This window comes from Pararhizobium arenae, from assembly GCF_001931685.1.
GTDB lineage: Bacteria > Pseudomonadota > Alphaproteobacteria > Rhizobiales > Rhizobiaceae > Pararhizobium > Pararhizobium arenae.
Genome location: NZ_MOOY01000006.1, coordinates 172,349 through 189,248, shown reverse-complemented (window position 1 = coordinate 189,248; position 16,900 = coordinate 172,349). Strand labels below are relative to the sequence as shown.

Genomic DNA, 16,900 nt, shown 5'->3' with positions numbered 1-16,900 from the left:
ACGAGAATGCTGGATCAACCTCATAAAGTCGCCCTGAAGGCGCTGGTGTCGGACAAGGGTCTTGTCGAGAACGCCAGCGACATGGCGGCCTATGAAAAGGGTGCGCGCTATGATGAAGGCCGCGCGGCCTTCGTCCTGCGCCCACAGACAACGGAAGAGGTCTCGGCCGTCGTTGCCTATTGCGTGAAGAACAGCCTGCCGCTCGTTCCGCAATCCGGCAATACCGGCCTTGTTTCGGGCTCCACGCCGGACGCCTCGGGCACGCAGATCGTGCTCAGCCTCGATCGCATGACGAAGCGTTTCGATCTCGATCTCGACAATCGCTCGCTTCGCCTCGATGCCGGTTTCACCCTGTCGGAGATCAACCGTCGGCTGGAACCGCACGGCCTGTTCTTCCCGATCGACCTCGGTGCCGATCCTAGGCTCGGCGGCATGATCGCCACCAACACCGGCGGCTCACGCTTCCTGAAATATGGTGACGTGCGCAGGAACACGCTGGGCCTCACCGTCGTGCTCGCTGACGAAGCCGGCACCGTGCTCGATCTCAATTCAGACCTGCGCAAGAACAACACTGGCGTCGACTGGAAGCAGATTTTCATCGGTACCTCCGGTTCCTTCGGTATCGTTACCGAATGCGTCGTCAATCTGGAGCGGCTGCCGCGCCAGATGGCGACAGCCTATCTGGTGCCTGCGAGCGGTGCCCATGTCATGCCGCTGTTGCGCGCCATGGAAGAACGGCTCGGCGCCTATCTTTCGGCGTTCGAAGGCATGTCGAAAAATGCGGTTTCGGCCGCCCTTGCCCATGTGCCTTCGCTCAAGAACTCCTTCCAGGGCGGAAACATTCCTGACTATGTTATCCTCGCCGAAATCTCCCGCACCTGGGAGCCGCGTGAAGCCGAACAGTCGATGGATGCCGTCCTGGAAAGCGCGCTTGCGGAAATCTGGGAAAGTGACGCCGCGCCGCTCGCCGATGCCTTTGTCGGTCCGGCCCATGAGATGTGGTCGCTGCGCCATGCGCTTTCGGAAGGGGTAAAACACCTCGGAAAGCTCATTGCCTTCGATCTTTCCTTCCGCAGAGGTGACATCATGGCCTTCTGCGACCATATGAAGGCGGAAATACCGCAAGCCTTTCCCGAAATCACCATCTGCGATTTCGGCCATATCGGCGATGGCGGCGTGCATTTCAATCTCGTGGTGCCGAAGGACAGTGCTGCCGCCTCCGATCCGGATTTCGAAAAGCGCCTGCGCGATTTCGTCTTTTCGATCGCGGTCGAAAAATTCAAAGGCAGCTTCAGTGCCGAACATGCCGTCGGCCGCAAGAACCAGGCCTATTACGACCAGTACACCCCCCATGCGGTCCGCACGCTTGCGGCGGGCCTGAAGGCGATCACCTCCCCGGGCGCGCTCGGCACGGTTCGCTTCTGACAAAAACAGACATCAAGAAAACGGGAGTTCTCACCATGAACATTGCAACTAAGCCGGTGAACGTCGCCAGCGAAGCCGCCGCCCTCCTCGATAAGCTCGGTGTCGACAAGGCGCTCTACACGGGTGGCGACATGGCATCCTATTCGCCGGTCACCGGCGAGAAGATCGCCGACCTGAAGACCGTTTCGGCTGATGAAGCCGCCAAGAAGATCGCCAAGGCCGACGAAGCGTTTCGTGCATGGCGTCTGGTTCCGGCTCCGAAGCGCGGTGAACTCGTCCGCCTGCTTGGCGAAGAGCTGCGCACCCACAAGGCCGAGCTTGGCCGCCTCGTTTCGCTCGAAGCCGGCAAGATCCCGTCGGAAGGTCTCGGCGAAGTTCAGGAAATGATCGACATCTGCGATTTCGCCGTCGGCCTTTCCCGTCAGCTCTACGGCCTCACTATCGCCACCGAGCGTCCTGGTCACCGCATGATGGAAACCTGGCATCCGCTCGGCGTTGTCGGCGTCATCTCCGCCTTCAACTTCCCGGTTGCCGTCTGGTCGTGGAATGCCGCACTGGCCTTCGTCTGCGGCAACTCCGTTGTCTGGAAGCCGTCGGAAAAGACCCCGCTCACCGCGCTTGCATCGCAGGCTATCCTTGACCGCGCCATCGCCCGCTTCGGTGATGCGCCGGAAGGCCTGAGCCAGGTGCTGATCGGCGACCGCGCCATTGGCGAAGTGCTCGTCGACCATCCGAAGGTTCCGCTGGTGTCGGCCACCGGCTCGACCCGTATGGGTCGTGATGTCGGTCCGCGCCTTGCCAAGCGCTTTGCCCGCGCAATCCTCGAGCTCGGCGGCAACAATGGCGGTATCGTCTGCCCGTCCGCAGACCTCGACATGGCGCTCCGCGCCATCGCCTTCGGCGCCATGGGCACCGCCGGCCAGCGCTGCACGACACTGCGTCGCCTCTTCGTCCACGAGAGCGTCTATGATCAGCTCGTTCCGCGCCTGAAGAAGGCCTATCAGAGCGTTTCCGTCGGCAACCCGCTGGAATCCTCGGCCCTCGTTGGCCCGCTGGTCGACAAGGCAGCCTTCGACAACATGCAGAAGGCGCTGGAAGAGGCAAAGGCTCACGGCGGCAGCATCACCGGTGGCGAGCGCGTCGATCTCGGCTATGCCAATGGCTACTACGTCAAGCCGGCTCTGGTCGAAATGCCGAAGCAGGCCGGTCCGGTCACCGAAGAAACCTTCGCGCCGATCCTCTACGTCATGAAGTACAGCGATTTTGACGCTGCACTTGCCGACCACAATGCAGTTGCAGCCGGTCTTTCCTCGTCGGTCTTCACGCTCGATCTGCAGGAAGCTGAGCGCTTCCTTTCGCCGGACGGTTCGGATTGCGGCATCGCCAACGTCAACATCGGCACATCAGGCGCTGAAATCGGCGGCGCCTTCGGTGGCGAAAAGGAAACCGGCGGCGGTCGCGAATCCGGCTCGGATGCGTGGAAGGCCTACATGCGCCGCGCCACCAACACCGTGAACTACTCCAAGGCCCTGCCGCTGGCGCAGGGCGTGTCCTTCGACATCGACTAGTCGGAGCGACCACCATGACCATCAATGCAACGATCGAGGAGGCGGGCTTTTCGCCCGCCTCGCGGATCTCGACGATCGGGGTTTCGCAAATCCTGAAAATCGGCGCCCGGGCGCAGGCTCTCAAACGCGAAGGCCGCCCGGTCATCATCCTCGGTGCAGGCGAGCCGGACTTCGACACGCCTGACAACATCAAGGACGCGGCCGCCAAGGCGATGTATGCGGGTGCGACCAAATACACCGCACTTGATGGTTCGCCGGACCTGAAGAAGGCGATCCAGGGCAAGTTCGAACGCGAAAACGGCGTTTCGTACGCGCTTGACGAGATCACGGTCGCCACGGGCGCCAAGCAGATCCTCTTCAACGCCATGATGGCGACGCTGAACCCCGGCGACGAAGTGATCATCCCGACGCCCTATTGGACCTCCTATTCCGATATTGTAGAGATCGCCGAAGGCAAGCCGGTGCTGATCGCCTGCGATGCCGAAGCCGGTTTCCGCCTGAAGGCCGAGCAGCTGGAAGCGGCGGTCACACAGAAGACCCGCTGGGTGATGCTGAACTCGCCGTCCAACCCTTCAGGCGCTGCCTATAGCGAAGCCGACTACCGGCCGCTGCTCGACGTGCTGCTGCGGCACCCGCATGTCTGGTTGCTGGTCGATGATATGTACGAGCACATCGTCTATGACGGCTTCAAGTTCGTGACCCCAGCTGCCATCGAGCCGCGTCTGAAGAGCCGCACGCTGACCGTCAACGGTGTCTCCAAGGCCTATGCCATGACCGGCTGGCGCATCGGCTATGCCGGCGGCCCGCGCGATCTGATCAAGGCCATGGCGGTCGTGCAGAGCCAGGCAACGTCCTGCCCCTGTTCGGTCAGCCAGGCGGCGTCCGTCGAGGCGCTGAACGGCCCGCAGGATTTCCTGAAGGAGCGCACGGCCAGCTTTCAGCGCCGCCGCGATCTCGTGGTGTCCGCGTTGAATGCCATCGAAGGTCTCGATTGCCGCACGCCGGAAGGTGCGTTCTACACCTTCTCCGGCTGTGCCGGCATTCTCGGCAAGACCACGCCGTCCGGCCGCAAGATCGAGACGGATAGCGACTTCTGCGCCTATCTGCTGGATGACGCCGATGTCGCCGTCGTTCCCGGTTCAGCTTTCGGTCTTTCGCCCTACTTCCGCATTTCCTATGCGACGTCGGAGGAGGAATTGAAAGTGGCGCTGGAACGCATCGCCAGGGCTTGCGCTGCACTGGCCTGACGCTGAAGTCTAATTTAGCCCCCGCCAGAGATGCTCTTTCGCGGGGGCTTCCATATCCGCCACTATCCGAGAGTGCCGATTAATCTGGGCCGGTTTTGCTCACCGAATTTTTCTCGGTCATCGGCGTACCGCGATCAATCTGTTGCAGATTGTCGCGCAAGGTCTGAAGGCTGAGCCGCATCATTTCACGCGCCGATGGTTCAAGGCCCGACGCCACCTGCTCCATCAGGTCGTGAACTTCCGCGCGGATCGCCGTTAAAACTGGGTCCGCGGCATTGGTAATGACAACATTTTTCGCTCTTCGGTCGCAAGGATCAGGGATGCGCCGCACCAGCGCCAAAGCCTCAAGCCGATCCAGATAGGCAGAAAGTGTCATTGGCTCGATGCCGAGCTTTGTCGCTATATCCGCCTGCTTGATACCGCCGGCGAGCGCCACCTGGATAAGGGTGCGCGCTTCGCCGGGCGTAAGCTCTATATCGGAGGCATTGATCCGCCGATCGAACGCGCCGCGCAGAAGACGGGAAACGTCGGTAAGCAGCATGCCGATCGTGTCGGATTCGAGTTTGACGGGCATGAAGCTTCCGAAGACTGATAATAAGTTTTGCTTATTTTCACGGTCTGGAACGGAAAGTCGAGAATTTCCGCGCAAATTCACCGAAAGCCATCACAACCATATATCTTGAGGGTGCGTGAGGCATGGCAAACCGGTGTCCATGGGGAACGTATCTTCCCACCTGCGCCGTTGCTGCGGTGGGCTTGACGGAATCGGCCTGGCGGGATCGAATGTCGCCGTTGCGTCGCAAGACCCGGAATCACAACGGTCAGGGGAGCCCATGTCACAAACTCTGCTTTTTGGTGCGTTTCTCGCGGCCCTTTTCTATGTGCTGATTCCGGGCCCGGCCTTTCTCGCGCTGCTCGGGATCGGGGCGGGGCAGGGCCGCAAGGCTGGCGCGCTGTTCATGGGCGGACATCTGGCAGGCGATCTGCTCTGGTCGGCATTGGCCTTGGTCGCGATCGTTGGTGCGAAAACCATCGGCAGCACAGTCTTCGACGTGCTTGGGCTGCTCTGCGGCCTTTATCTGGGCTGGATCGGCTGGTCGGCGCTCAGGGCAAAGCCGCGCGGAGACAACCAGCCTCTGATGACAGTGCAACGCCCTTATCGCCGTGGCCTGATCTTTGGGCTGACCAATCCGAAGGGCTATCCGGTAGCGCTTGCGACCTTTACTGCGCTGCTGGCTGGGTCTTCCAACGCGCTTGATTTCGATGCCCTGCCGGCGCTCCTCGGCGTTTCCTTCCTCGGCTTTCTCGTCGCCGATGTGATCCTGATCGGGATCATCGGTGCATCCTTCGTGCGCCGCTTCTATCGGCGTCACGAACTGGCAATCGTGCGGCTTTCGGGCCTGCTGTTCATGGGCTTTGCTGTTCAGGCGATCTGGCACGCAGCGCCCGGTCTTCTGGGTGTCCGCAAACCTTGATCACTTGGGCGACCAGCCCCATTTCAAAACACGCCCATTTCCACTTTGGCGACCCGTCGCCCCGGCTTGCAGCACGTGGGCATCTCAATGCGAAAGGATTTTCCATGATCTCCGAAACGAAGCTCAATCCAGCCGTGACCGAATGGAACGGGCTGAACGGCCTGCCGCGTTTCGAAGCGGTTTCCGACGGCGATTTCGCACCCGCTTTCGAAGCCGCTTTAAAGGAACATGAGGCTGAAATCGACGCCATCGCCAACAACCCGGATGCCCCGACCTTCGAGAACACCGTCGTCGCTCTGGAAATCGCCGGCGACAGCCTGTCGCGCGTTTCGGCTCTTTTCTGGAACCGTGCGGGCGCCCACACCAACGATGCGATCCAGGCGCTGGAACGCGAGATCGCGCCGAAAATGTCGCGTCATTATTCGAAGATCGGCATGAACCCTGCGCTCTTCCAGCGCATCGATAAGCTTTGGGAAAATCGAGAGAGCCTCGGCCTCGACACTGAGGCGACCCGCGTTCTGGAGCGCCACTGGAAGAGTTTCGTGAAATCCGGCGCCAAGCTGCCGAAGGCTGAGCAGGAGCGGCTTGCCGCCATCAACGAAAAGCTCGCCGGCCTTGGTGCAAGTTTCGGCCAGAACGTGCTCGCGGACGAAAAGAACTGGTCCATGATCCTCTCCGACGAAGCCGAGCTTGTGGGCCTGCCGCCCTTCCTGCGCGATGCCATGGCCTCGGCGGCCCGCGATCGCGGCGAGGATGGAAAATACGCCGTGACCCTCTCGCGCTCTATTATCGAGCCCTTTTTGACCTTCTCTGAAAACCGCGACCTTCGCGAACAGGCTTTCAAGGCCTGGGCCGCGCGTGGGGAAAATGGCGGCGAGACCGACAACCGCGAGATTGTTCGCGAGACGCTGGCGCTGCGCAGCGAAATGGCCAAGCTCCTCGGCTATCGCAACTTCGCGGAACTGAAGCTCGACAACACAATGGCAAAGACTGCTGATGCTGTGAATGATCTGCTGAAAGCCGTGTGGACCAAGGCCGTGAAACGTGCCGGGGAAGAGGAAGCGGATATTGCCGAACTGATTGCCCGAGAAAGCAAGAACCACGAGGTCATGCCCTGGGACTGGCGCCACTATGCGGAAAAGATCCGGGCTGAGAAATTTGATTTCTCCGAAGCCGAATTGAAGCCGTATTTGCAGCTCGAAAAGATCATCGACGCTTGCTTCGATGTCGCCGGTCGGCTGTTCGGCATCCGCGCCGTCGAGAAAAAAGGTGTTCCAGCCTATCATCCCGACGTGCGGGTCTACGAAATCCGCGATCGCGATGACAACCTTGTCGCGCTCTTCCTCGGCGACTACTTTGCCCGCTCGTCGAAGCGTTCGGGCGCCTGGATGAGCTCCTTCCAGTCGCAGCACAAGCTGACGCTCAAGAACGGCAACAGGGGCGAATTGCCGATCATCTACAATGTCTGCAATTTCGCCAAACCCGCCGAAGGAAAGCCGGCGTTGCTGTCGCTCGACGATGCGCGCACGCTGTTCCATGAGTTCGGCCATGCGCTTCATGGCATGCTGTCGGATGTGACCTATCCGTCTGTTTCCGGCACCGGCGTCTCGCGCGACTTCGTGGAGTTGCCGTCACAGCTTTACGAACACTGGCTGACGGTGCCTGATATCCTGAAGCGATACGCCGTGCATGTCGAAACCGGAGAACCCATGCCGCAAGCGCTGCTCGACAAGGTCCTGGCCGCCCGCACTTTCAATGCCGGATTCAATACGGTCGAGTTCACCTCGTCGGCACTTGTGGACATGGCCTTCCATACCCGTGAGACCGTCGAGGACCCGATGGCGGTACAGGCGGAAATTCTGGATGAGATCGGCATGCCGAAGTCCATCGTCATGCGCCACGCCACGCCGCACTTCCAGCACATCTTTTCCGGCGGTTATTCGGCCGGATATTACTCCTATATGTGGTCGGAGGTGCTCGATGCCGATGCCTTCTCCGCTTTTGAGGAAACCGGCGACGCCTTCAACGGCGAGACGGCAAGGAAGCTCAAGGAGAACATCTATTCCGTCGGCGGTTCTGTCGATCCGGAAGATGCCTACCGCGCCTTCCGTGGCAAGCTGCCGAGCCCGGATGCCATGCTGCGCAAGAAGGGTCTTGCCGTGACGGAAGAGCTATCCGGCTCAGATGCCTGAATAAGCGCGTCTGCCTGTCAAACAGCCGACATTGAAATCTGTCATTGAGGGCCGCATCGGCCCTCAATGTTTTTGAATTTCATGATCCCGCCAGCGACCTATGCAGCCCTTGCACGGCAAGTCTTTGCCCGCCCCCCTTTCGCAAAAGCGAAAAAACCTGTATGAGCCCGGCCATTGAAGATGCGGCGTGCCACAGATACGCCCCCAAACCTCCGAGTATTCACACATGAAAATGCGCAACATCGCGATCATCGCACACGTTGACCATGGAAAAACGACGCTGGTCGATGAACTTCTGAAGCAGTCCGGCTCGTTCCGTGACAATCAGCGCACGACCGAGCGCATGATGGATTCGAACGATCTCGAAAAAGAACGTGGCATCACCATTCTCGCCAAGGCGACTTCGATCGAATGGAAGGGTGTACGCATCAACATCGTCGACACGCCCGGCCACGCCGACTTCGGCGGCGAAGTCGAGCGCATCCTGTCGATGGTGGACGGCGCGATCGTTCTCGTCGATTCGTCTGAAGGCCCGATGCCGCAGACCAAGTTCGTTGTCTCCAAGGCGCTGAAGGTCGGTCTTCGCCCGATCGTCGCGATCAACAAGATCGACCGTCCGGACGGCCGCCACGAAGAAGTCATCAACGAAGTCTTCGACCTCTTCGCCAACCTCGACGCCACCGACGAGCAGCTCGACTTCCCGATCCTCTACGGTTCGGGCCGCAACGGCTGGATGAACGTTAACCCGGAAGGCCCGAAGGAAGAAGGCCTCGCGCCGCTTCTTGACCTCGTTCTGAAGCATGTTCCCGAGCCGAGCGTCGGCGAAGAAGACGGCGCTTTCCGCATGATCGGCACGATCCTGGAAGCCAACCCCTTCCTCGGCCGCATCATCACCGGTCGCATTCACTCCGGCTCGATCAAGCCGAACCAGGCCGTCAAGGTTCTTGGCCAGGACGGCAAGCTGATTGAAAACGGCCGTATCTCGAAGATCCTCGCTTTCCGCGGCATCGAGCGCACGCCGATCGAAGAAGCCCATGCGGGCGATATCGTCGCGATCGCCGGTCTCTCCAAGGGTACGGTTGCCGACACGTTCTGCGATCCTTCGGTGACTGAAGCTCTGCACGCTCAGCCGATCGATCCGCCGACCGTCACCATGTCCTTCATCGTCAACGACAGCCCGCTCGCCGGTACTGAAGGCGACAAGGTCACCTCGCGTGTTATCCGCGACCGCCTGTTCAAGGAAGCCGAAGGCAACGTCGCGCTGAAGATCGAAGAAGCCGAAGGAAAGGATTCCTTCTACGTTTCCGGCCGTGGCGAATTGCAGCTGGCCGTTCTCATCGAAACCATGCGTCGCGAAGGTTTCGAGCTTGCCGTCTCGCGTCCGCGCGTCGTCATGCACAAGGATGAAGCGACAGGCCAGATGCTGGAGCCGGTTGAAGAGGTCGTCATCGACGTCGATGAAGAACACTCCGGCGTCGTCGTCCAGAAGATGTCCGAGCGCAAGGCCGAAATGGCCGAGCTTCGCCCGTCCGGCGGCAACCGCGTACGTCTGAAGTTCTTTGCGCCGACCCGCGGCCTGATCGGCTATCAGTCGGAGCTTCTGACCGATACGCGCGGCACGGCGATCATGAACCGCCTGTTCCATGAATATCAGCCGTACAAGGGCGAGATCGGTGGTCGCGTCAACGGCGTTCTTCTCTCCAACGATGCCGGCGAATCCGTCGCTTACGCGATGTTCAACCTGGAAGACCGCGGCCCGATGATCATCGACGCCGGCGAAAAGGTCTATGCCGGCATGATCATCGGCATCCACACCCGCGACAACGACCTCGAAGTGAACGTGCTGAAGGGCAAAAAGCTCACCAACATGCGTGCTTCCGGCAAGGATGAAGCTGTCAAGCTGACGCCGCCGATCCGCATGACCCTCGATCGCGCTCTTTCCTGGATCCAGGACGACGAACTGGTCGAAGTCACGCCGAAGAACATCCGTCTGCGCAAGCTCTACCTCGACTCGAACGACCGCAAGCGTTTCGAAAAGTCGCGTGGCGCAGCATAAGCAGCGGCCGGAGAAGTAGAAAAAAGGGGCGCAGCGGTATCCATCGCTGCGCCCCTTTTTCATGTGCAGGTCAGGATTTCAGGACGCCGGTTTTCTTTGCCGTCCAGGTGGCGATGTAGTCCATGAGGGTGTTGTCCAGGCAATCCGATGGCGTCAGCCCCAGTGAGGTCAGCTGCGCGCGTATGGCGCTCATGTCGTCGGGATTCGTGCCCGACTCGATGATGGACGAGACGAAGGCCGCAAAGCCGGGCGGTGCCCAGCCATCGTCCTCAAAGCGTTCGGGATGGATGAAGTCGAGCCCCTGGAACGGATGTTCCCGCTCCACCGGCCCGTACATATGCACGCCGCAGCCCCTGCAAGCGTGGCGCTGGATCAGCGCGGACTTATCGACGACCTCAAGCTTGTAGCCATTTTCCAGAACGGTGATCTTGTCATGCGGCACGACCGCGACGACAGAGAAAGTCGCGCCGGCGGGCTTCCAGCATTTGGTACAACCGCAAGCGTGGTTATGAGCGACATTGCCTTCGACTTTGACCCTTACAGGCTTGTCGGCGCAGGCGCAGACGAGGGTGCTGCCGGAAAAATCCGCACGACCCTCGGGTATGCCCTTATCAAGCAATGGATGCAAAGAAACGGTGGCTGCCATTTTCTCCTCCCGCTGCCGGTTGCAATGACGCCTGAGCGCCGGCAGACCGCAATAAGGCGCCAAAGATCAATGTATCACGACGCAGGAGGGACTTTGTGTGTATTTGCGGCGAAGGAGGGCGGTATGGCAAAGCGCGTCTTTGGGAGCTTATGGTCGCTCAGTAACAACAAAAAAAGCCCCGTCATCGCTGACAGGGCTTTTTGCAGAAAACCAAAGATTGCGAAATTACGCAGCTTCGTCCTGGGTCTCGTCTTCATCCACGGCCTTGCCGCGCTTCGGTCCCTTGGCAAGATTTGTCTCCACGAGACGAACCGCTTCGGTTTCCGACATCTTGTTCACGGCAGCGATTTCGCGAGCCATGCGGTCGAGGGCAGCTTCATAAAGCTGGCGTTCGGAATAGGACTGTTCCGGCTGGTTTTCGGCGCGATAGAGGTCGCGAACCACTTCGGCGATAGCGATCAGGTCGCCGGAATTGATCTTTGCATCATATTCCTGCGCACGGCGCGACCACATGGTGCGCTTGACGCGAGCCCGGCCCTGAACCACCTTCAACGCGCGCTCGACGAAATCGGTTTCACAGAGCTTGCGCATACCGATGCTGACAGCCTTGGCGACCGGCACCTTGAGGCGCATCTTGTCTTTCTCGAAATCGATTACAAACAGTTCGAGCGACATGCCCGCAACCACCTGCTCTTCGATAGCGACGATCTGGCCGACGCCATGCGCCGGATAAACGATCGATTCACCGGTCTTGAAGCCGTGGCGGGTAGAAGATTTTTTCTGCTGGGTCGTCATTCGTTTCAAAAACTCCCTGTTACACTCCCGGCGAAAGTGCCGGGGCCGGGTCAGGCAGGCCCGGAATGGACGGGGACACCGTCGGGTGACTCCATTCTGGTCCGCTTCATGAATTCAAACAGGCTCTTCGGTGCGATCACAGACAAGCAACAGACGTTGCGTATTTGGGGTGAGCCGCGCCTTAGACTTCGTTTGCTTTCGTGATGGTTTTCGGGCGCGCGTTTGCGCCGCGATGTGGATCAGTTTTTCGACCCTATCACAAAAAACTGCCGAAATCAATAATTTGCTTCACAAGCATCATAGGGCCCAGCTTGCCCCTGAAGGACATAGTTAAGCCTCACTTCCCGCAATTCCGCCATTTTTCGGGATAGCTCAATCGGCGGTCCCTGGCGCTGTCCGGTCAGTCCTCAGTCGCCCTGACCGGGCTTGGGAGAAAAGTACTGTTCGTACTTTCCTTCGACGCCGTCCATTTCCTTGGCTTCCGGCATCGCATCGCGCTTGATGGTGATGTTGGGCCACTGCGTCGCGAATTCTGCGTTTACCTTCAGCCACATATCAAGGCCCGGCTCTGTGTCCGGCTTGATGGCGCCTGCCGGACATTCAGGCTCGCAGACGCCGCAGTCGATGCATTCGTCGGGATGAATTACGAGGAAGTTTTCGCCTTCATAGAAGCAGTCCACCGGGCAAACTTCCACGCAATCGGTATATTTGCAGCGAATGCAATTGTCGGTCACGACATACGTCATGAGGTACTCCAGGATGTCTCGCATTGGCGGCAGACAGCGCCGGTCCGCGCCTGATGATCAGCCCCGTGCGAAACCTCGCGACATGGCTGCTTGGTCGAAGTGTGAGGTAAAGGCTTTGCAGTGCCTTTGCAAGAATAATCCATGCTCAATATCGCATTGCAGCGGCATGGTTTTCTAATCGTCGGCCCAATCAAAGCCGGGGTTCAGCCTATCGACCTCGCGGCGCTCCTTTTTCGTCGGGCGTCCGCTGCCGCGCTCGCGGGTTGCCTGTTCGAAAGGCGTGGTCTTTTCGCCGGGAACAGCCGCCGGCGTCAGGTCTTCGTACAGGAGTTTTGCTTCCTCATACGGCCCTCGCCGCTCCCCGGCTTTCAGCACCCGAGCCGTGATATCCCGCTTGTCGAGCGAGAGGATGACGATATCACCGGCTTTCAGGGCAAAGGATGGCTGAGTGATGCGCTGGTCGTTGACCCGGACATCTCCCGACTCGATCGCCTTCTGGGCGATCGAGCGTGATTTTTGCAGGCGCGTGAAAAACAGCCACTTATCGAGGCGCTGGCGCGCGACGGGTTGGGGCTGTTTTTCGTTCATGGCCTTATTTCTTCATCTGCTCCTTGAGAGCAGCGAGCTTGGCGAAGGGTGAATCCGGGTCGATCGGCTTTTCCTTGCGCGGGGGACGAGCCTCGAACTTGGCCGCCTGCGGGCGGTTGCCGCGATCGTTGCGATCCGGCCGCTCGCCGCGATCCGGGCGCTGGCCGCCCTGCGGCTTTCCGTCACGTTGGCCGTCGCGCTGTCCGTCCCGGCGACCTTCATGAGGTTTGCCGTCACGGCCGCGATTGCGGTCGTTGCGGCCACCACCGGGCTTGCGGTTGTCGCCGCGATTGTCTTCGCGCGCTTCGCCGGCCTGCTGGCCACGCTGGCCACCACCACGGCGTTCGCCCTGTGGACGGCCGCCGGTACGCTGGTTGTTGTCGCGGCCACCGCCGGGACGCCAGAGAAGTACGGGCTTGGCTTCAGCGGGCTCAACGGCTTCGGTCGCGGCAATTTCGGCGGCGGCAGTTTCGACTGCGGGAGCAGCTTCTTCTGCCACGGCTACCGGAGTGGCACCGGCTTCAGCTGAAGCTTCGCTCGCCGGCTGCTCTTCAGATGCGGTGTCCGCGTCATCCTGATCTGCCTGTTCAGCAGGGGCGTTCTCTTCCGTAGCCTGCTCTGACGCAGTTGCGACCTGAGCGCCGAGAAACGCTGCCGCTTCTTCCGCCTTTACAGCGTCGGCGCGATAGCCGAGCCCCTTCAGGATCTCTTCCATGTCGTCGGGAGTCGCGCCGAGGATGGAAAGCATGGCCGTCGTCGCGGTGAAACGGCGGCCGTCATAGGCGCCGTCCGGGCGGTTGCCGGTGCCCGGCTTCCACTGCAGCAGCGGACGGATAAGGTCGGCAAGTCGTTCGAGGATATCGATACGCACGGCGCGCTTTCCGAGGAAGCGGAAGCCGGCCAACTTGTAGAAGGTACGCTCAAACGACGGATCGGTAACGACCGATGTGCGGCCAGCGGCCAGAACCGGGATCAGGTCGCCGTAGCCGGGCTTGTCGAGGCCGTCGTTCTTCAGGGCCCAGAGAAGGGTGATCAGCTCCGCCGGAGCCGGCTTCAGAAGGGCCGGCATAAAGATGTGGTATGCGCCGAAACGAATGCCGTGGCGACGGATCGAGGCACGCGCCTCCTGATCCAGCGACTTGACGTCGTCTGCAACGTCGCGGCGGAAGAGTACGCCCAGGTTCTCGACGAGCTGAAACGCAAGCCCCTTGGCCAGTCCCTCGAGATCTTCGGCGCGCGACAGATCGTCGAGCGGCTTCAGCACCGTGGAGATGTGATGATTGACGAAGCGCTCGATGCGGGCCTGAACGTGGTCACGCGCCGCACCCTGCAGTTGTTCGTCAGCCAGCAGGATGACGCGCGGGCGCATGATGTGATCGCTTGCGGCAAGGCGTGCAACCGGATCGCCGAGCCAGCGCACGCTGCCGTCAGAGCCGAGCGCCAGGTCGGAATTGCCGGCGGCATGCAGGCGAGCCGCACGCGCTTCGAATTCAAGCGCCAGCGCCTTCTGGGCAGCACCCTGCACGGCACGCGCATCCATTCCGTCGGTCGCGCTCGCGAGCGAGAACCGGAAGCCGGCCAATTGTCCCACATGATGTCCTTCAACGAAGACATCGCCATTCACACTGATTTCAGCTTCCAGCATCGCATTCTCTCTCAGGCGCTTCATGAGCACAGATGTCCTGCGATCAACAAAGCGTTTCGTCAACCTTTCATGTAACGCATCGGACAATCGATCCTCGATTTCCCGCGTCTTTTCTTGCCAGTGTGTCGGATCGGCAAGCCATCCCGGACGGTTGGACACATAGGTCCAAGTCCTGATTTGCGCAATTCGCGCGGACAATGTGTCAATTTCACCGTCCGTGTGGTCGGCACGGCGAACTTGTTCCGCCATAAAATCTTCGTTCACTGTGCCACGGCGTACGAGATCGGCATAGATACTCGAAATCAGATCGGCATGCTGCGCCGGCGCAATCCGCCGGTAATCCGGTAACGCGCAGGCTTCCCAAAGGGTTTCTACGGTTTTCGGCGTCGTCGCAAGTCGCATGACCTCAGGATATTGGGTGAGATATTCCAGAGCTTGCTGATCGATCGCTGGAAGGGCGCGCACCAGTCCGTGCACGCGAGGCGGCGCATCGAGACTTTTCCTCAAGGTCTGGATGGATGTAAAATCCATCGCCTTGGAGCGCCATTGCAATACTTTGACGGGATCGAACTGGTGCGATTCGATGCGGTGCACCAGTTCCTTGTCGAAAGGCTCCACGCGCGAGGTCACGCCAAACGTGCCGTCGCGCAGGTGCCGTCCGGCGCGACCGGCGATCTGCGCGAGTTCGCCGGGGTTGAGATTGCGAAACTGGTAGCCGTCGAATTTCCGGTCCTGGGCGAAGGCGACGTGATCGACGTCAAGGTTGAGACCCATGCCGATCGCGTCGGTCGCCACCAGATATTCGACGTCACCTTCCTGATAGAGTGCGACCTGGGCGTTACGTGTCCGCGGGCTCAGCGCCCCGAGCACCACGGCAGCCCCGCCGCGCTGGCGGCGGATGAGTTCTGCGATCGCATAGACTTCCTCTGCGGAGAAGGCGACAATGGCCGTGCGCTGCGGCAGACGGGTGATCTTTTTAGAGCCTGAATAGAGAAGCTGCGACAGGCGCGGGCGTTCCACCACGGTAATGCCCGGCAGCAGATGCTCCAAGATCGGCCGCATGGTGGCGGCACCCAGCAGCAGCGTTTCGCTGCGTCCGCGCAGGTGCATCAGTCGGTCGGTAAAGATATGGCCGCGCTCGAGATCGCCCGCCAATTGAACTTCGTCGATGGCGACGAAGGCGGCTTTGGTCTCGCGTGGCATGGCTTCAACGGTGCAGACCGAATACCGCGCCATATGCGGGGTGATCTTTTCTTCGCCGGTGATGAGGGCAACGTTATGGGCGCCGACCCGTTCGACGAGACGCGTGTAAACCTCGCGTGCCAAAAGGCGCAACGGTAAGCCGATGACGCCGGACTCATGCGCAACCATCCGCTCGATCGCGTAATGCGTCTTGCCCGTATTTGTCGGGCCGAGGACCGCGATGACACCGCGACCGCTCAAAATCATAGGTTGGTCAGGCACGTTTTTATCCTGGCATTATCCTGTTGCCGCAGGGTTCAACTAAGGCGCTGACGCACAAGGGCAATGCACACATGCCCATCCGCGGGCAGAAACGCAAGGGCGGTGTTCGCGGGACGTGCGTGGGGCGATGAGCCCATGGGTGAGTGCGAAACTGCCTATAGCGGATTCAGAATCCGGATAACAGCATCTGCTGAAATATTTAACCCATTGGTTGGAATCAGTTTTCCATCGAGGTTGACTGAAACGCGGGCCAAAGATCGAACGAATCAGCGACGAATCGAGTCAAAGCGGCGTTCCGACTTTGTTCCCGACAACATCTGGTATGTCCGCCATTGTTTCGCAACAAACGAGAATCCGGCTTCAAAAGATTCATTTTCCAGAATCAGGCGTTTTGCCGAGCAAAGAAAAAGGCGACCCGAAGGCCGCCTTTCATAATCCAAAGCCTTTAAAAGCTTATTCTGCTGCGGTTTCAGCGGCAGCAGCTGCTTCTGCAGCGGCCTTTGCTTCAGCGGCTTCGGCTGCTGCCTTTTCGGCGGCGAGAGCCTGTGCTGCTGCAACTTTTTCAGCTTCCAGACGTGCCTTTTCGTCGGCAACGGCCTGACGCTCGGCGTCGTTGAGCTTACGGGCGCGAACGCCGGTGTCTTCAACGATACGAGCCGACTTGCCGCGACGATCGCGCAGGTAGTAGAGCTTGGCGCGACGGACCTTGCCGCGGCGAACGACTTCGACGCTTTCGACGAGCGGCGAGTAAACCGGGAATACGCGCTCGACGCCTTCGCCGTAGGAGATCTTGCGAACGGTGAAGCTTTCGTTGATGCCGCCGCCGGAACGGGCGATGCAAACGCCTTCATAGGCCTGCACGCGGGTACGGGTGCCTTCTGTCACGCGGACGTTGACGCGCAGCGTGTCACCAGCGGAGAATTCCGGCAGGGTGCGCTTGGCTTCGATCTTGGCGGCCTGTTCGGCCTCGAGCTGCTGAATGATGTTCATGGTCTTACCTTCTCAAGTTTTTCTAAAACAGCCAGAGCGCTCATTCTGACTTATTGGTCATGC

The 16,900-nt window shown here is 60.1% G+C and carries 13 protein-coding genes; 6 read left to right on the top strand and 7 right to left on the bottom strand.

All coding sequences use genetic code 11. The features are described 5' to 3' along the window. Positions 1-6 precede the first annotated feature (6 nt). The 3 genes from BLX89_RS14980 to BLX89_RS14970 are packed head-to-tail and all read left to right on the top strand — an operon-like array spanning position 7 to position 4,240. Entirely contained in the window at positions 7-1,425 is a 1,419-nt protein-coding gene (locus tag BLX89_RS14980) for an FAD-binding oxidoreductase (RefSeq protein ID WP_075291739.1), read from the top strand. A gap of 35 nt (positions 1,426-1,460) precedes the next feature. Further along, entirely contained in the window at positions 1,461-2,993 is a 1,533-nt protein-coding gene (amaB, locus tag BLX89_RS14975) for an L-piperidine-6-carboxylate dehydrogenase (RefSeq protein ID WP_075291737.1), read from the top strand. A 14-nt stretch (positions 2,994-3,007) separates the two neighbouring features. Continuing rightward, positions 3,008-4,240: a pyridoxal phosphate-dependent aminotransferase gene (locus BLX89_RS14970; RefSeq protein WP_075291735.1), complete on the top strand. Its 1,233-nt coding sequence runs from the start codon at positions 3,008-3,010 to the stop codon at positions 4,238-4,240. A 79-nt stretch (positions 4,241-4,319) separates the two neighbouring features. Here BLX89_RS14970 and BLX89_RS14965 read toward each other — a convergent pair whose 3' ends face one another. Further along, the gene (locus tag BLX89_RS14965; protein WP_075291734.1) at positions 4,320-4,814 is read right to left on the bottom strand and encodes a MarR family winged helix-turn-helix transcriptional regulator; all 495 of its coding nucleotides are present in this window, start codon (positions 4,812-4,814) and stop codon (positions 4,320-4,322) included. A 259-nt stretch (positions 4,815-5,073) separates the two neighbouring features. On the opposite strand from BLX89_RS14965, the gene BLX89_RS14960 reads away from it, so the two are divergent. The 3 genes from BLX89_RS14960 (at position 5,074) to typA (ending at position 9,963) form a co-directional block, all read left to right on the top strand. Further along, on the top strand, positions 5,074-5,715 hold the full coding sequence (locus BLX89_RS14960; RefSeq protein WP_075291732.1) for a LysE family translocator: 642 nt from the start codon (positions 5,074-5,076) through the stop codon (positions 5,713-5,715). 104 nt (positions 5,716-5,819) lie between these two features. After that, positions 5,820-7,907: a M3 family metallopeptidase gene (locus BLX89_RS14955; protein ID WP_075291730.1), complete on the top strand. Its 2,088-nt coding sequence runs from the start codon at positions 5,820-5,822 to the stop codon at positions 7,905-7,907. Between the two features lie 226 nt (positions 7,908-8,133). After that, positions 8,134-9,963 (top strand): translational GTPase TypA, encoded by a 1,830-nt coding sequence (typA, locus tag BLX89_RS14950; protein WP_075291728.1) that lies wholly within the window; start codon positions 8,134-8,136, stop codon positions 9,961-9,963. A 70-nt stretch (positions 9,964-10,033) separates the two neighbouring features. Here typA and gfa read toward each other — a convergent pair whose 3' ends face one another. From gfa to rplS, 6 genes are all read right to left on the bottom strand, one after another. Continuing rightward, positions 10,034-10,609 carry an S-(hydroxymethyl)glutathione synthase gene (gfa, locus tag BLX89_RS14945; protein ID WP_075291727.1) on the bottom strand — a complete coding sequence of 192 codons (576 nt, stop codon included), beginning with the start codon at positions 10,607-10,609 and terminating at the stop codon, positions 10,034-10,036. Positions 10,610-10,834: 225 nt separating this feature from the next. Then, a complete protein-coding gene (locus tag BLX89_RS14940; RefSeq protein ID WP_075291726.1) occupies positions 10,835-11,404 on the bottom strand; it encodes a CarD family transcriptional regulator in 570 nt (189 codons plus the stop codon). Between the two features lie 407 nt (positions 11,405-11,811). Next, a complete protein-coding gene (gene fdxA / locus BLX89_RS14935; RefSeq protein ID WP_075291724.1) occupies positions 11,812-12,150 on the bottom strand; it encodes a ferredoxin FdxA in 339 nt (112 codons plus the stop codon). 174 nt (positions 12,151-12,324) lie between these two features. Further along, positions 12,325-12,738, bottom strand: coding sequence for an RNA-binding S4 domain-containing protein (locus tag BLX89_RS14930; RefSeq protein ID WP_075291722.1), 414 nt, complete (start codon positions 12,736-12,738; stop codon positions 12,325-12,327). A gap of 4 nt (positions 12,739-12,742) precedes the next feature. Continuing rightward, the gene (locus BLX89_RS14925; protein ID WP_075291720.1) at positions 12,743-15,832 is read right to left on the bottom strand and encodes a helicase-related protein; all 3,090 of its coding nucleotides are present in this window, start codon (positions 15,830-15,832) and stop codon (positions 12,743-12,745) included. Positions 15,833-16,300: 468 nt separating this feature from the next. Then, a complete protein-coding gene (gene rplS / locus BLX89_RS14920) occupies positions 16,301-16,837 on the bottom strand; it encodes a 50S ribosomal protein L19 (protein WP_075291719.1) in 537 nt (178 codons plus the stop codon). Positions 16,838-16,900 lie beyond the last annotated feature (63 nt).

Excerpts from the sequence above, each read along its gene's own strand:
- typA (WP_075291728.1), top strand. The coding sequence starts at position 8,134 with ATGAAAATGCGCAACATCGCGATCATCGCACACGTTGACCATGGAAAA.
- fdxA (WP_075291724.1), bottom strand. The coding sequence starts at position 12,150 with ATGACGTATGTCGTGACCGACAATTGCATTCGCTGCAAATATACCGAT.
- amaB (WP_075291737.1), top strand. The coding sequence starts at position 1,461 with ATGAACATTGCAACTAAGCCGGTGAACGTCGCCAGCGAAGCCGCCGCC.
- BLX89_RS14930 (WP_075291722.1), bottom strand. The coding sequence starts at position 12,738 with ATGAACGAAAAACAGCCCCAACCCGTCGCGCGCCAGCGCCTCGATAAG.
- BLX89_RS14940 (WP_075291726.1), bottom strand. The coding sequence starts at position 11,404 with ATGACGACCCAGCAGAAAAAATCTTCTACCCGCCACGGCTTCAAGACC.
- BLX89_RS14970 (WP_075291735.1), top strand. The coding sequence starts at position 3,008 with ATGACCATCAATGCAACGATCGAGGAGGCGGGCTTTTCGCCCGCCTCG.
- gfa (WP_075291727.1), bottom strand. The coding sequence starts at position 10,609 with ATGGCAGCCACCGTTTCTTTGCATCCATTGCTTGATAAGGGCATACCC.
- BLX89_RS14980 (WP_075291739.1), top strand. The coding sequence starts at position 7 with ATGCTGGATCAACCTCATAAAGTCGCCCTGAAGGCGCTGGTGTCGGAC.
- BLX89_RS14955 (WP_075291730.1), top strand. The coding sequence starts at position 5,820 with ATGATCTCCGAAACGAAGCTCAATCCAGCCGTGACCGAATGGAACGGG.
- BLX89_RS14925 (WP_075291720.1), bottom strand. The coding sequence starts at position 15,832 with ATGATTTTGAGCGGTCGCGGTGTCATCGCGGTCCTCGGCCCGACAAAT.
- rplS (WP_075291719.1), bottom strand. The coding sequence starts at position 16,837 with ATGAACATCATTCAGCAGCTCGAGGCCGAACAGGCCGCCAAGATCGAA.
- BLX89_RS14960 (WP_075291732.1), top strand. The coding sequence starts at position 5,074 with ATGTCACAAACTCTGCTTTTTGGTGCGTTTCTCGCGGCCCTTTTCTAT.
- BLX89_RS14965 (WP_075291734.1), bottom strand. The coding sequence starts at position 4,814 with ATGCCCGTCAAACTCGAATCCGACACGATCGGCATGCTGCTTACCGAC.